The organism is [Rhizobium] kunmingense, from assembly GCF_977018605.1.
In genome coordinates, this window is the sequence record NZ_CDRNXG010000001.1 from 2822436 (window position 1) to 2836692 (window position 14257).

Annotated in this window: 11 protein-coding genes; 9 read left to right on the plus strand and 2 right to left on the minus strand. The window is 61.4% G+C overall.

Annotated features, from left to right (window positions below; all coding sequences use genetic code 11):
- Window positions 1–24: 24 nt before the first annotated feature.
- The 7 genes from rseP to lpxB all read left to right on the plus strand — a co-directional run bounded on the left by rseP (window position 25) and on the right by lpxB (window position 8156).
- The gene (rseP, locus tag AC0JZ4_RS13630) at window positions 25–1146 is read left to right on the plus strand and encodes an RIP metalloprotease RseP (protein ID WP_471886904.1); all 1122 of its coding nucleotides are present in this window, start codon (window positions 25–27) and stop codon (window positions 1144–1146) included.
- A gap of 196 nt (window positions 1147–1342) precedes the next feature.
- Window positions 1343–3679: an outer membrane protein assembly factor BamA gene (gene bamA, locus AC0JZ4_RS13635; RefSeq protein WP_471886905.1), complete on the plus strand. Its 2337-nt coding sequence runs from the start codon at window positions 1343–1345 to the stop codon at window positions 3677–3679.
- Between the two features lie 51 nt (window positions 3680–3730).
- A complete protein-coding gene (lpxD, locus tag AC0JZ4_RS13640; protein WP_471886906.1) occupies window positions 3731–4798 on the plus strand; it encodes a UDP-3-O-(3-hydroxymyristoyl)glucosamine N-acyltransferase in 1068 nt (355 codons plus the stop codon).
- Complete coding sequence (gene fabZ, locus AC0JZ4_RS13645) at window positions 4791–5258, plus strand: 3-hydroxyacyl-ACP dehydratase FabZ (protein WP_471886907.1); 468 nt, start codon at window positions 4791–4793, stop codon at window positions 5256–5258. The genes lpxD and fabZ overlap by 8 nt, the downstream gene beginning before the upstream one ends.
- A complete protein-coding gene (lpxA, locus tag AC0JZ4_RS13650) occupies window positions 5255–6070 on the plus strand; it encodes an acyl-ACP--UDP-N-acetylglucosamine O-acyltransferase (protein WP_471886908.1) in 816 nt (271 codons plus the stop codon). Before fabZ ends, lpxA begins: the two co-directional genes overlap by 4 nt.
- A gap of 5 nt (window positions 6071–6075) precedes the next feature.
- The gene (locus AC0JZ4_RS13655; protein ID WP_471886909.1) at window positions 6076–6981 is read left to right on the plus strand and encodes an LpxI family protein; all 906 of its coding nucleotides are present in this window, start codon (window positions 6076–6078) and stop codon (window positions 6979–6981) included.
- Window positions 6978–8156, plus strand: coding sequence for a lipid-A-disaccharide synthase (lpxB, locus tag AC0JZ4_RS13660; RefSeq protein ID WP_471886910.1), 1179 nt, complete (start codon window positions 6978–6980; stop codon window positions 8154–8156). The genes AC0JZ4_RS13655 and lpxB overlap by 4 nt, the downstream gene beginning before the upstream one ends.
- A 29-nt stretch (window positions 8157–8185) precedes the next feature.
- Here lpxB and gltA read toward each other — a convergent pair whose 3' ends face one another.
- Window positions 8186–9475 carry a citrate synthase gene (gene gltA / locus AC0JZ4_RS13665; protein ID WP_471886911.1) on the minus strand — a complete coding sequence of 430 codons (1290 nt, stop codon included), beginning with the start codon at window positions 9473–9475 and terminating at the stop codon, window positions 8186–8188.
- Between the two features lie 335 nt (window positions 9476–9810).
- Here gltA and AC0JZ4_RS13670 point away from each other — a divergent pair, with 335 nt between their 5' ends.
- Complete coding sequence (locus tag AC0JZ4_RS13670) at window positions 9811–12483, plus strand: ComEC/Rec2 family competence protein (protein ID WP_471886912.1); 2673 nt, start codon at window positions 9811–9813, stop codon at window positions 12481–12483.
- Here AC0JZ4_RS13670 and lexA read toward each other — a convergent pair.
- Window positions 12464–13183: a transcriptional repressor LexA gene (lexA, locus tag AC0JZ4_RS13675; protein ID WP_471886913.1), complete on the minus strand. Its 720-nt coding sequence runs from the start codon at window positions 13181–13183 to the stop codon at window positions 12464–12466. The two genes, AC0JZ4_RS13670 and lexA, sit on opposite strands and share 20 nt — an antisense overlap.
- A 198-nt stretch (window positions 13184–13381) precedes the next feature.
- On the opposite strand from lexA, the gene AC0JZ4_RS13680 reads away from it, so the two are divergent.
- Entirely contained in the window at window positions 13382–14254 is an 873-nt protein-coding gene (locus tag AC0JZ4_RS13680; protein ID WP_471886914.1) for a VOC family protein, read from the plus strand.
- Window positions 14255–14257 lie beyond the last annotated feature (3 nt).

Genomic DNA, 14257 nt, shown 5'->3' on the forward strand with positions numbered 1-14257 from the left:
GGGAAATGTGAAACGGAAAACTCGATGGCCATCTTCAGTTTCATCACGGGCTATCTCGTCCCGTTCATCCTCGTCCTCTCGCTTCTCGTTTTCGTGCACGAGATGGGCCATTATCTGGTCGGGCGGTGGAGCGGAATTCGCGTCACCGCATTTTCGGTCGGCTTCGGCCCGGAGCTTCTCGGCTTTACCGACAGGCATGGAACGCGCTGGAAGCTCTCGCTCATCCCGCTGGGTGGCTACGTCAAGTTCTTCGGCGATGAAGACGCGTCCAGTCTGCCGGACGCATCCAGTGTCGCGCATATGAGCGAGGCCGACCGGTCGCGCACGCTCGCCGGCGCAAAACTCTGGAAGCGGGCGGCAACCGTCGCCGCCGGCCCGATCGCCAACTTCATCCTTGCCATCGTCATCTTCGCAGTCCTGTTCAGCGTCTATGGCAAGATGGTCGCCGATCCGGTGGTGGCCGAGGTCCGTCCCGACAGTGCCGCGGCCGAGGCCGGTATGCTGGTCGGTGACAAGCTGGTGGCGCTCGATGGCAGCCGCATCGCGACGTTCGACGATGTGCGTCGCTATGTCAGCGTGCGCCCGGAGACCTCGATCGTCGTGACCGTCGAGCGCAACGGCCAGGATGTCGATCTGCCTATGGTGCCGAAGCGAAGCGAGATCACCGACCAGTTCGGCAACAAGGTGGAGCTCGGTCTGATCGGCATCGTCACCAACGAGCAGTTGGGCAATTTCCGCCGCGAGACCTACACGCCCGTTCAGGCGGTGGTCGAGGGGGTGAAGGAAACCGGCAACATCATCACCGGGACGTTCCGCTATCTCGGCAATCTGGTCACCGGCCGGATGAGCGCGGATCAGCTTGGCGGTCCTGTGCGCGTGGCGCAGGCATCCGGCCAGATGGCGACGCTCGGCTTTGCCGCTGTCATCCAGCTCGCAGCCGTCCTGTCTGTTTCCATTGGTCTAATCAATCTTATGCCGGTACCGGTGCTTGACGGCGGCCATCTTGTTTTTTACGCAATAGAGGCAGTGAGGGGGAAACCGCTCGGCGCCGGCGCCCAGGAAGTCGCATTCCGTATCGGTCTCGCCATGGTGCTGAGCCTGATGGTGTTTGCAACCTTCAACGATATTTCCAGCCTTATCGGCTGATCCGTTCAGGCGGTAAAATAAACCGTCTGTTCACCATGTTTGCAGTGTTGCGTGGCCTCAAGGCCACGCTTCAAAAGGAAGTAAATAGAAATTAACGCGATAGCTTGCTTGTAGGGCAAAAGAAGGTAAAACGGCACACGTGGCCGGAGTCGGGCTCCACCCGCCGAGGGACAACGGGAAAAGGTAAGAATTGAATATGAAGGCTGGTTCAAAGTTTTTGAACGCAGTGTCGGCGTTTGCGCTGTCTGCTAGTGTTGTCGTGCCCGGCGCAGGTGTTGCGGTTCTTGCAACTGCTCCTTCGGCTGAAGCTGCGGTCATCCGCAGTGTTCAGGTTCGCGGCGCCGAGCGCGCCGGGGAAGAGGCCGTCCGTTCCAACCTCACCATCCGGCCGGGCGTTTCCTTTTCCCCCGCCGATATCGATGAGTCGGTAAAGCGCCTCTACGCGACGGGCTATTTCTCGGATGTCCGCATCAGCGTTGCCGGCAGCTCGCTCGTCGTGACCGTCAGTGAAAATCAGCTGGTCAATCAGGTTGTCTTCAACGGCAACCGCAAGATCAAGGATGACAGGCTCGCAGGCGTCGTTCAGACGCAGCCGCTGGGTCCGTACGACCAGGGTATGGTCGAGGCGGATATCGAGCGCATCCGCAGCGCCTATTCGCAGATTGGCCGCAGCGACATCGAAGTCACCACGCAGACCGTCAATGTCGGTCAGGGCCGCGTCAACATCGCTTTCGTCATCAACGAAGGTGATCGCACGAAGATCGCCGACATCAACTTCGTTGGTAACCAGGCTTATGGCGACGGTCGCCTGAAGGCTGTCATCGCCACCAAGGAATCCGGTCCGCTCTCCTTCCTGACCCGCAAGGACGTCTACAGCGAAGACAAGAAGCGCGCCGACGAAGAGGCACTGCGCCAGTTCTATTACAATCACGGTTATCCGGACTTCCGCGTCGTTTCGTCCGACGCCGTTCTCGATACCGAAACGAACAAGTACACGATCTCGTTCACGGTCGAAGAAGGTGCGCGCTATCAGTTCGGCGACATCAACGTCGAATCGAGCGTCGAGGGCATCAGCGGCGATGACCTTCGCGGTCTCGTCGAGACGAAGCCGGGCGCAGTCTATGACGCCCGCGAGATCCAGCAGTCGATGGAAGCGATTTCCCAGCGTGTTTCGTCGCAGGGCTATCCGTTTGCCCGCGTGACCCCGCGCGGCAACCGCGACCTCAACAACAACACGATCGGCGTCTCCTATATGGTCGACCAAGGCGAGCGCGCCTATGTCGAACGTATCGATATCCGTGGCAACACCCGCACGCGCGACTACGTCATTCGCCGCGAGTTCGATTTCTCCGAAGGCGATGCCTTCAATCAGGAAATGATCTCGCGCGCCAAGCGTCGTCTTGAAGCTCTCGGCTACTTCACCTCGGTCAATATCTCGACTGCACAGGGTAGCTCCGGTGACCGTGTTGTCGTTATCGTCGACGTCGTGGATCAGTCGACCGGTTCGTTCGGCATCGGTGCCGGCTACTCGGCCGGCGGTGACGGGTTCATTCTCGAAGCCTCGATCGAAGAAAAGAACTTCCTCGGTCGCGGTCAGTATGTCCGTGTTGCCGCAGGTGGCGGTCTCAACGATTCGCGTACCTACTCGCTGTCCTTCACCGAGCCCTACTTCCTCGGTTATCGTCTGGCGGCCGGTTTCGACGTGTTCAAGAGCCAGACCTCTTCGAACGACAATTACGACTACGAAGAACAGGGCTTCACGCTGCGCGTGACCGCGCCGATCACCGAGGATCTGGCAACGACGCTGCGTTACACCTACAAGCAGATCAACTACGACAGCGACGGCAGCGATTACGACGATCTGTCGCCGGTTTATCAGGATCTTGTCGATCATGGCGATTACGTTCAGTCGTCGGTTTCTCAGACGCTGACCTACAATACGGTCGATAGTCAGACGATGCCGCGCGAAGGTATCTTTGCCACGTTCACGCATGAATATGCCGGTCTTGGCGGCGATTCGGACTTCTACAAGATTTCCGCTCGTGCCCGTTACTTCCACACGCTTTCGACCGAAGCCGACCTGATCGGCTCGGTTGCCGTTGGCGCCGGTCACGTGTTCGGCACGTCCGACAACCTGAACGTCTTCGACCAGTTCAACCTTGGCGGTCGTCAGGTTCGCGGCTTCGAGAACAACGGTATCGGTCCGCGCACCGTCGAGGACGGCGATGCAATCGGCGGTACGACCTACTTCACCGCATCTGCGGAAGTCTCGATGCCGATGCCGGCCGTTCCGGAAGACATGGGCCTGCGTCTGGCAGCCTTCGCCGATGCCGGCACGCTTTACGGCAATGATGCCAGCGTCAGCGGCACTGACATCGAGGGCACCGGCATGAACTGGCGCGCATCGGTTGGTGCGGGCATCATGTGGGCCTCGCCGTTCGGCAATATCCGCGTCGACTACGCGGTGCCGGTGATGAAGGAAGACTTCGACGAGACGCAGGAATTCCGCTTCGGCATGTCGAACCAGTTCTGATCGTTTCCGGCCGCGAAAGCGGCCGGACGCCCGATCTGGAGTTCTGAGTTTATGAAACAAATTGACTTTTTTCCGCCCCATGACGGCGTGCGCCTGCGCGAGTTGGCCACCCATCTTGGGGTCGATCTTTTGGATGACGGCAAGGGTGATCGTATCATCCGTTCCGTTGCTCCGGTGGCGCGTGCTGTGGAAGGGCAGATCTGCTATCTCCTGTCGCGCAAGCACCGACACGAGCTGGAGACTTGCCAGGCGTCTGCGATCATCTGTGATCCCGGCCTTGCGAGCAGCGTCCCCGAACATATCGCGATCCTGACCACCAAGGCTGCCCATAGCGCGTTTGCGATGGCTGGTGCCTTTCTCCATGAAAAGGCCATGCGGCCGGTGCTGATGACGTCCGCTGGTGAAGGTGTTTCGCCGGCCGCGTTCGTCGATCCGACCGCCAGGCTCGAAGAGGGCGTCACCGTCGAGCCGATGGCCGTGATCGGTGCGGGCGCTCATGTCGGCGCAGGCACGCGCATTGGCGCCGGTGCAATCATCGGTTCCGAGGTTCAGATCGGCCGGAACTGTTCTGTTGCCGCAGGGGCGAGCGTTATCGCCGCGCTGGTCGGCAATGGTGTCATCATCCACAACGGCGCCCGTATCGGCCAGGACGGATTCGGGTTCGCTCCCGGCCCGCGCGGCATGCTCAAGATCGTCCAGATCGGCCGTGTCATCATCCAGGACAATGTCGAGATCGGCGCCAATACGACGATCGACCGCGGCGCGATGGATGATACGGTGATCGGCGAAGGCACGAAAATCGACAATCAGGTCCAGATCGCCCATAACGTGCAGATCGGCCGCCACTGCGGCATCGCGTCGGGAGCTGGCATCGCCGGTTCGACGAAGATCGGCAACGGCGTCCTGATCGGCGGTGCTTCGGGCATTAACGGGCACATCACGATCGGTGATGGCGTCCAGATTGCCGCAATGAGCGGCGTTGTGGCAAATATTCCGGCTGGCGCTATCTATGGCGGCATACCGGCCCGACCGATGCGGGATTTCCTCCGCGAGATGGCCGAGAAGATGTCCCAGTCGGACGATAGGGCAAAACGCAAAGGAGAAAAGACCAATGACTGATGAGACCAAGCCGGAGCTCGGCGCGGCCGATATTCAGGAAATCATGAAGCTGCTGCCCCATCGCTATCCGTTCCTGCTGGTGGACAAGATCATCGATATCGATGGTGACAATTCCGCAATCGGCATCAAGAACGTGACGGCGAACGAGCCGCATTTCACCGGTCACTTTCCAGAAAATCCGATCATGCCGGGCGTTCTGCTCGTTGAAGGCATGGCACAGACGGCGGGTGCCATCTGCGCGCGCAAACAGGGCGAAAGCGGCAGTCTCGTCTACTTCATGACGATCGACAATGCGCGTTTCCGCAAGCCTGTCGTGCCGGGCGACCGCGTCGAGTTCCATGTCGTCAAGCAGAAGCAGCGCGGCAACATCTGGAAGTTCCATTGCGACGCCAAGGTCGATGGCTCGCTCGTGGCTGAAGCCGATATCGGTGCGATGATCGTCCGTCAGGACGGCAAATGAGCACGATCGCTGCCAGCGCCCGCATTCATCCGCTCGCGGTTGTCGAGGAGGGTGCCGTCATCGGCGAGAATGTCGTCGTCGGACCGTTCAGCCATGTCGGCCCGCGCGTCGTCCTGAAGGACGATGTCGAACTGGTCTCGCATGCCGTCGTCACCGGCAAGACGCAGATCGGCCGTGGCAGTCGCATCTTTCCGATGGCCGTCATAGGCGGTCTTTCGCAGAGCCTGCACGAAGCCGGTGAAGAGTCGAGCCTGACTGTCGGTGAAAACTGCACAATGCGTGAAGGCGTGACGATGAACATGGGCACGGTTGGCGGTGGCGGCACGACCGTCGTCGGCGACAACTGCCTGTTCCTCGCCAACAGCCACGTCGCGCATGACTGCCAGCTCGGCAGTGGCATCATCATGTCCAACAACGTGATGCTCGCCGGCCACGTTCATGTCGGCGACCGGGCGATCCTCGGCGGCGGCTGCGCCGTGCACCAGTTTACCCGCATCGGCCGCCAGGCCTTCATCGGCGGGCTTTCCGCCGTCAATTACGACGTGATCCCCTATGGCATGCTGAATGGAAATCCGGGGCTTCTCGGTGGTCTTAACATCGTCGGCATGACCCGTGCGGGCATGGACAAGGCCACGCTCCATCGCGTTCGCCGTGCCTTCAAGGATATTTTCGAAGGCGAGAGTAATGTTCGCGCCAGCGCTGCCGCCATTCGTGATGCGTACGTCGACTGCAGTGAAGCGATGGAGATCATCGACTTCATCACCGCCGACAGCGATCGCGCCATTTCCTCGCCCTTCCGCAGGAAGGGATGAGCGCCATGGCCGGCGCGTCTGGCTTGGCTGATACGACTGACCGCGGCCGGCCCGAGGGCCGGCTTGCGATTATCGCCGGTCGGGGATTTCTGCCGCTGCATCTTGCAAGAGCGGCCAGGGACGGCGGCGAGAACCCGCTGATCATAGCACTCGCGTACGAGGCCGATCGCAGCTTCGACGGTTTCGACACCGTTCACGTGAGCGTCGGCAATCTCGCCGAGATCGAAAAGACCTTCAGACAGAAGAATATTGGCCGTGTCGTGATGTCCGGCGGCGTTGCCCGTCGGCCTGACTGGCGCGATATCCGGCCGACGATCAGGACGCTGGTGAAGATGCCATTCGTCGTCCGCACGCTTCTGTCGCGCGGCGACGATGCCGTTTTGCAGATGGTGATTCAGCTGATCGAAGCGATGGGCTGTGTGGTCGTCGGAGCGCACGATGTCGCGCCGGGTCTTCTTGCGAGACTGGGGCCTCTCGGCTCGACGTCTCCTGCCGGTGACGATCTGCGTGATATCGATCGCGGTGTCGAGGCGGCGCTGGCTCTCGGTCATCTGGATATAGGGCAGGGCGCCGTCAGTGTCGGCGGGCGCGTCGTTGCCATGGAAGGTGTCGAGGGTACCGATGCGATGCTGGAGCGGGTCGCAGCGCTGCGGGCCGCCGGTCGTATATCTGCACGACGCCGCGGTGTTCTGGTCAAGCTTTGCAAGCCGCAGCAGGATATGCGCGCCGATCTGCCGACGATCGGACCATCGACCGTCGACAGCGCCGTGCGCGCGGGTCTTGCAGGAATTGCAGTCGAGGCGGGGCGGGCTCTGGTGCTGGAAGAGGAAAAGATGATTGCGGCCGCCGATGCGGCAGGCATCTTCATCTGCGGCATAGAGCCGACGCTTGCGCATGGAGGTCTGGAATGAGTGGTCCGCTCAAGGTTGCCGTAATTGCCGGCGAGGTTTCCGGCGATCTTCTGGGGGGCGATCTGATCGCGGCGATGAAGCTTGCCCATGACGGCCCGATCGAGCTGGTCGGCGTCGGCGGCGATGCGCTGGCCGCGCAGGGGCTGACATCCTTCTTCGATTTTTCCGAACTGTCGATCATGGGGATTACGCAGGTTCTGTCGCGCCTGCCGGGCCTGATCAGCCGGATCAACCAGACTGCCGCCGCGATCGTCGAGGCGAAGCCAGATGTGCTGATCATCATCGACAGCCCGGACTTTACCCATCGTGTGGCGAAGAAGGTGAGGGCAGCATTGCCCGGCCTGCCGATCGTCAATTATGTCTGCCCCAGCGTCTGGGCCTGGAAGGAGTACCGTGCCAAGGCGATGCTGGCCTATGTCGACCGGGTGCTTGCGGTCCTGCCGTTCGAGCCCGAGGCGATGGCGTGGCTTGGCGGCCCGGAAACGATATTCGTCGGCCATCGGCTGACCCATGATGCGGATCTTCTGAAAGTACGCGGCCTGCGGGCCGCGAAGGCTCCCAAGGCCGCGTCCGAGGAGAAGACGATCCTGCTTCTGCCCGGCTCGCGCGGGGCGGAAATCAAGAGCCTGCTGCCGGTCTTCGGCGAGGCCGCGCGGGAATTTTCAAACCGCAATGGCAAGGCGCGCTTCGTGCTGCCGACCGTTCCGCGCCGCGAGGCGATGGTGCGTGAAATGGTGGCGAGCCTGCCGGTTTCCGTAGAGGTGACGACGGACAGCGAGGGCAAGTGGCGGGCCTTTGCCGAGGCCGACGCGGCAATGGCTGCGTCAGGCACCGTCCTCCTCGAACTCGGCCTTGCCACCGTCCCGGTCGTTTCCGCCTACAAGACTGACTGGCTGATCAAGCTCCTGGCCGGCAAGATCAAGATCTGGACAGGCGCGCTGCCCAACCTGATCGCCGATTATCCGGTCGTGCCGGAATATATCAACGAGGTCGTGCGGCCGGGAAGCCTTTGCCGCTGGGTGGAAAGACTGTCGCAGGACACGCCCCAGCGCCGGGCTATGCTCGACGGTTACGCGCTTGCGTGGCAGCGCCTGCAGGTGCCGGTGCCACCGGGCGAGGCTTCGGCGCGTGCCGTCCTTGATCTTCTCTCCAAAAAAAAACCCGGTCGTTTCTGACCGGGTTTTTGTTTGTGGCTGCGTCTTTATCAGCGCTTGGTGAGCGGCACGTAGTCGCGCTTCGGTTCGCCGGTATAGAGCTGGCGCGGACGGCCGATGCGTTGCTGCGGGTCCTCGATCATCTCGTTCCACTGGGCGATCCAGCCGACGGTGCGGGCAAGCGCGAAGAGCACAGTGAACATCGTCGTCGGGAAGCCCATCGCCTTCAGCGTGATGCCCGAATAGAAGTCGATGTTCGGATAGAGCTTCTTCTCGATGAAGTACTCGTCCGTCAGGGCGATGCGCTCCAGCTCCATGGCGACCTGCAGAAGCGGGTCGTCCTTGTGGCCGAGTTCGCCGAGAACCTCATGCGTGGTCTTCTGCATGATCTTGGCGCGCGGATCGTAGTTCTTGTAGACGCGGTGGCCGAAGCCCATCAGGCGGAACGGATCGTTCTTGTCCTTGGCGCGGGCGATGTATTCCGGGATCTTGTCGACCGTGCCGATTTCCTGCAGCATGTTGAGCGCTGCTTCGTTGGCGCCGCCATGTGCGGGGCCCCAGAGGCAGGCAATGCCGGCAGCGATGCAGGCGAACGGATTTGCACCGGACGAGCCTGCCAGGCGCACCGTCGAGGTCGACGCGTTCTGTTCGTGGTCGGCATGCAGGATGAAGATGCGGTCCATGGCGCGGGCCAGAACCGGGTTCACCTTGTACTCTTCGCACGGAACGGCAAAGCACATGCGCAGGAAGTTCGACGAGTAGTCGAGATTGTTCTGCGGATACACGAAGGGCTGGCCGATATGGTACTTATAGGCCATCGCCGCGATCGTCGGCATCTTCGCGATCATGCGCAACGATGCGACCATGCGCTGGTGCGGATCGGTGATGTCGGTTGAGTCATGATAGAAGGCGGAGAGCGCGCCGACCGTGCCGACCATGACAGCCATCGGATGGGCGTCGCGGCGGAAGCCGGTGAAGAAGCGGCTCATCTGCTCGTGAACCATCGTGTGATGTGTCACGCGATAGTCGAAATCCTTTTTCTGGGCGGCGGTCGGCAGTTCGCCGTAGAGAAGCAGGTAACAGGTTTCGAGGAAGTCGCCCTGTTCGGCCAGCTGCTCGATCGGGTAACCGCGGTGCAGAAGCACGCCTTCGTCACCATCGATATAGGTGATTTTCGATTCACAGGAAGCGGTCGAAGTAAATCCAGGGTCGTAGGTGAAAGCCCCGGTGTTCTTGTAGAGCGCGCCGATATCGATGACATCCGGGCCGATCGATCCGGAGCGAACCGGCAGTTCAACCGACTTTTCACCGAGAGCGAGATTTGCGCTTATTTCCGTCATTCTGATCCTCCAACCGGTTGGCGGGATGGCGCCTTGAAAGCGCCACAAGCATAAAGCGTCACGATTAGCTATATGATCCGAAAGCCTCTGCCAAGCGTTCCTGACGGCAATTTGTGCAGCGCGGAAACATATTAGGCATCAACCATGCCGGTTATCGCCAACCCTCTGTTGTAATCCGGTTTCGTCGAAATTCCTCCAGGCCCTGTGCGTCAGGTTGACGCAGGCGAAAAGAACGCCCAGGTTGTATTCTCCGGAGGCTGACGGGGCTGGTTTCCGCTATGGACAAGGTTAGCGAAAAATTGCACCTGAGCCGGCCGGAGGAGGCTTCAGCCGGAGTGTTTCTGCATGAGCTCTCCTCGAGTTTGCCGCTCGTGCGTGGCACTTCAACGGCGCGCTTTCCGCTGCATCCAAGGCCGGCCGGGCGAAATGCCTCTCACTTCCATCGGCTTTCCGCGCTGGTCAATGCGGCGCCAGCGGCAATCGCTGCGCTCGTCGAGAAGGAGAGGCAGTACGGCCACGGTTTTCTTTGGGTGCCGGTGGCGATAGGGGCGGGAGCCGCGTTCTGGTTTCTCCTGCCCGCCGAACCCTCCTTCGTCGCGACGACCGGCATCGCATCGCTGATTTTAGGGGCCGTTCCCTTCACGCGCGCCGGTTGGCTGCGTGCTCTGCTGTTGACGCTCGGACTGTTCTTGAGCGGCATGAGTCTCGCCGCGCTGGAGAGCCGGCGGAACGCGACCGTTATTCTCGATACGTCGGTGACGACCGATATCGTCGGACGGGTGGAGCGAGGCGAGGTCACAGGTGCTGGACGGATGCGTTACACGGTGAGCCTCTTGGAGACAGCCAATCCGCGGCTTCGCCGACCGCCGGGCACGGTGACGCTGGTTGCAAGGCGCGCGCATACGCCCTTCGACAACGGCGCAGTGATATCCGGCCGCGCGCGTCTTTCGCCGCCCTCCGGGCCGGCATTGCCGGGCCTTCATGATTTTGCCTTTTCTGCCTATTTCGATGGCATAGGTGCAGTTGGCTTTTTCTATTCGGCCCCGGTCGCGCATGCGGCTCAACCATTGCCGGATGGCCTGTGGCAGATGGCGGAACGATGGCTTTTTGCGCTGCGGGCCGATATCGGCAACCGTATCCGGCAACAGGTTCCGGGCGATGCAGGCGCGTTTGCGGCGGCGATTGTCACCGACGAGAGACGAGCGATCTCCGAGGACACGGTCGAGGCTCTGCGGCTGTCGGGGCTTGCGCATATCGTCGCGATCTCCGGCCTCAACATGGCGCTGGCCGCCGGCATCTGCTTCGTCGGGTTGCGCACGGCCCTCGCTCTGTCTCCCGCCGTCTCGCAGGCCTTGCCGGTCAAGAAGATCGCGGCGTGCGGTGCGCTTGCGATGGTCACCTGCTACTACCTGATTTCCGGCTTCGGTGTTTCGGCCCAGCGTGCCTATATCATGATGGCGGTCATGCTCGTCGCCGTGCTTCTCGACCGTGCGTCGATCAGCCTGCGCAATGTCGCGCTTTCGGCATTGATCATTCTCGCCTGGACACCATCGGAAATTCTGGGGCCGAGTTTCCAGATGTCGTTTGCGGCCACGGCTGCACTGGTGGCCGGGTATGCGCTCTGGGCGGAGCGGGCAAGGCGGCGCGTGCACGAACCGCTGCCGTTTCGTCACCCTCTGGTGACGGGCGCTGCCGCATCCTCTCGCTTCGTCGGCGGCATCGTGCTGACCTCGTTGATCGGCAGCCTTGCCACGGCGATCTTTTCGATCGAGCATTTTCACCGGATTTCGACCTATGGGCTTGCTGCCAATCTTGCCGCCATGCCGATCATCAGTTTCATGGTCATGCCGGCCGGGCTTGTTGCCATGCTTTTGATGCCGTTGGGGCTTGATGGGCCTTTTATCGCACTGATGGCGAAGGGACTGGAATGGGTGATCGCGATCGCGCACACGGTTGCCGGTTGGCGCGGCGATGCCCTGGTCGGCCAGCAGCAGGCGTTGTTTCTGCCGCTCGGCGTGGCCGGCATGTTGTTGCTGGCCTTGCTGCGGACCCGCCTTCGGCTCGCAGGCGTGCCGTTTCTGATCGCCGCCTTGGTGCTGTTTGTTCAGGGCGGCTCACATGCCGGATCCACCCTTCTCGTCTCGGAGGACGGTACACTCATTGCCTATCGCGACCGGAGCCTTGTGACGGTCAATCGCACCCGCCCATCCGCCTTCGTCTTCGACCAGTGGACGAGGGCCCTTGGTCTGCCTGAGCCGATCAAGCCTGTCATGCTCGACCCGGCTGCCGCGTTGCAAACGGTTCACCCTTCGCCATCTCCGACTGTTGCCCCTGAAGGGGCGGGCGACGAGAGGTTGGCGGACGATCTCGTGGCGGCTGCGCGCCGGCGCATGGCTTCCTTGACGGCTCCTCGTTTCTCCTGCGAGGCCAAGGCCTGGTGCGGCCTGCGCATCGGTGAGGACCGCGTTCGCGACAACGCCGGAGGTCTGCGCGAGCCGAATGCGTCGGACCAGAAGTCCGGACCGGAGGAAGGGATGCTCGTGATTGCGCTCGACGATGGCCGTTATGTCGGTGCGGCCTGTGATGTGGCTGATCTTGTCATCGCTCCCAGGGCGCGTTTCGATCAATGCCGATCCGGTACCCTGCTTCTTTCAGGCGCCACGCTCAGGAAAACCGGTGCGTTGGAAATCGCGCTGCCGGACCGCGCTCATGGCATCGATGATCACCGGAACTGGAAAATCACGCCGTCATTTGCCGGCACGCAACGACCGTGGGCCATACATCGCCAGTATGACTGGCGAGGGAACCGATATGACCCGAGCCTGCCCGGATGGCTTGCAGCCGCCATCGAGGCAAACGGTTTTGCCACGCAGCCATCGAGCGCCGGCGCAGCAACGAATGACGCAACCGGACGCGCAGGCGGCGTGCCCATAACAAATACGGCCATGTCACCGTCTGGTGATGCTGCGGAGACCAGTCAGCCCGGTCTCAGTGATAGCGGCGAATAAGGCCGACCAGCTTGCCCTGCACCTTGACGCGATCGGGCGGGAAGATGCGGGTCTCATAGGCCGGGTTTGCCGCTTCGAGCGCGATCGATGCCCCCTTGCGGCGGAAACGCTTCAACGTCGCTTCCTCGTCATCGACGAGTGCCACGACGATGTCGCCTGGATTGGCGGTGCTGCCGTTGCGAATGATCACGGTATCGCCGTCGAGAATGCCGGCCTCGATCATAGAGTCGCCCTTGACCTCGAGCGCGTAATGTTCGCCGGTGCCGATCATCTCGATCGGAACGGAAACATTGTGGGTGTTGTTCTGGATTGCCGAGATCGGTACGCCGGCGGCGATGCGGCCCATGACCGGAACGCTTGCGGAGGTGGCATCCTCAAGCGGCGCGGATCGAGCAGGTGCTGCGGGCTCGACCGGACGCTTGCCGAGGCTTCCCTCTATGACGCTCGGGGAGAAGCCGCGCTTCGGCTGCAGGCTTGGCACATAGGCTTCCGGCAGCTTGATGACTTCGAGCGCGCGCGCCCTGTTCGGCAGGCGGCGAATGAAGCCGCGTTCTTCCAGCGCCGTGATCAGGCGGTGAATACCCGACTTGGATGCGAGGTCGAGCGCATCCTTCATTTCATCGAAGGAAGGCGGTACGCCGGACTCCTTCATCCGCTCGTGGATGAAAAGAAGCAGTTCCTGTTGCTTGCGAGTCAGCATGGATGCGCACCTTCGGATTTTGAAACAAATGCAGAACGGACACTATATGTTCCATATGTGTTCCGCAAGTCCTTAAATTTGGGTGGAGATTTCATAACTTTCTGAAATGGCAGATCCATTTGTCCGCTTAAAGGGACTTGCGCTTGTCGGTTGTCTGACCAATCTAGCTTCCAGCTAACAAATGTCTGGGGGACATGCGTGACTGCGAAGAAAATCGATCATCTCGTATTGCCGGTCTGCGATCTAGCTGCGGCGCGCGGCCGGTTGTCGGCGCTGGGCTTTACGGTGGCGCCCGATGCCCTGCATCCGTTCGGGACGTCTAACGCCTGTGTCTTCCTCGATGACGGCATCTATCTGGAGCCGCTGGCGCTGGCGGACCGGCGCAAGGCGGGTGCAGCTGCCAAGCGCGGCAATGTTTTCGTGGCGCGTGATGTCGCATTCAGGGGGAAGCGTGGGAGGCAGGGGCTTTCGGCGCTGGTCGTGGCCAGTGATGATGCCGAGGCTGATGATCAACGCTTTGTCGCAGCCGGAGTATCGGCGGGCGAGGTGCTGGAATTTTCGCGCGTCATAAAGTCTCCGGATGGTGATGAGGCGGAGGGCCGCTTCAGGCTCGCCTTTGCGGCGGATGCTGCGGCTCCGGATTTCTTTGCCTTCGCCTGTCAGCGTGTGGTTTCATTCCCTCAGGATATGGGCAACTTACGCATCCATGCGAATTCGGTAACCGGCCTCAAGGAGGTGGTGCTCGCGGCGCGCGATCCCTCATCCTCTGTGCCGCTGCTTGTCCAGGTGCTTGGCGCGGAGGCGGAAGAAACCGAGGCGGGTCTGGTGTTTGCTGCCGAGAATGGCCGCGTCCGGGTTCTCGGTGAAGGGCAGCTCGACCATGAATTCGGCTTGCAATTCGATCCGTCGGCTGCGGGGTTTTATGGCAAGGTTCTGATTTTTCGCTCCGCCGATCTGGCCGTGACAGAGATCATCCTTGCTGCTAATGACGTCGCATTCATCCGCCGGGATGGCCGTGTGCTCGTGCAGCCGGCAGCCGGGCAGGGCGTCATGTTCGGCTTCGAGGAATAGACA

Bases quoted from the DNA above. Each gene is read 5' to 3' on its own strand.
- rseP (WP_471886904.1), top strand. From the start codon at position 25: ATGGCCATCTTCAGTTTCATCACGGGCTATCTCGTCCCGTTCATCCTC.
- bamA (WP_471886905.1), top strand. From the start codon at position 1,343: ATGAAGGCTGGTTCAAAGTTTTTGAACGCAGTGTCGGCGTTTGCGCTG.
- lpxD (WP_471886906.1), top strand. From the start codon at position 3,731: ATGAAACAAATTGACTTTTTTCCGCCCCATGACGGCGTGCGCCTGCGC.
- fabZ (WP_471886907.1), top strand. From the start codon at position 4,791: ATGACTGATGAGACCAAGCCGGAGCTCGGCGCGGCCGATATTCAGGAA.
- lpxA (WP_471886908.1), top strand. From the start codon at position 5,255: ATGAGCACGATCGCTGCCAGCGCCCGCATTCATCCGCTCGCGGTTGTC.
- AC0JZ4_RS13655 (WP_471886909.1), top strand. From the start codon at position 6,076: ATGGCCGGCGCGTCTGGCTTGGCTGATACGACTGACCGCGGCCGGCCC.
- lpxB (WP_471886910.1), top strand. From the start codon at position 6,978: ATGAGTGGTCCGCTCAAGGTTGCCGTAATTGCCGGCGAGGTTTCCGGC.
- gltA (WP_471886911.1), bottom strand. From the start codon at position 9,475: ATGACGGAAATAAGCGCAAATCTCGCTCTCGGTGAAAAGTCGGTTGAA.
- lexA (WP_471886913.1), bottom strand. From the start codon at position 13,183: ATGCTGACTCGCAAGCAACAGGAACTGCTTCTTTTCATCCACGAGCGG.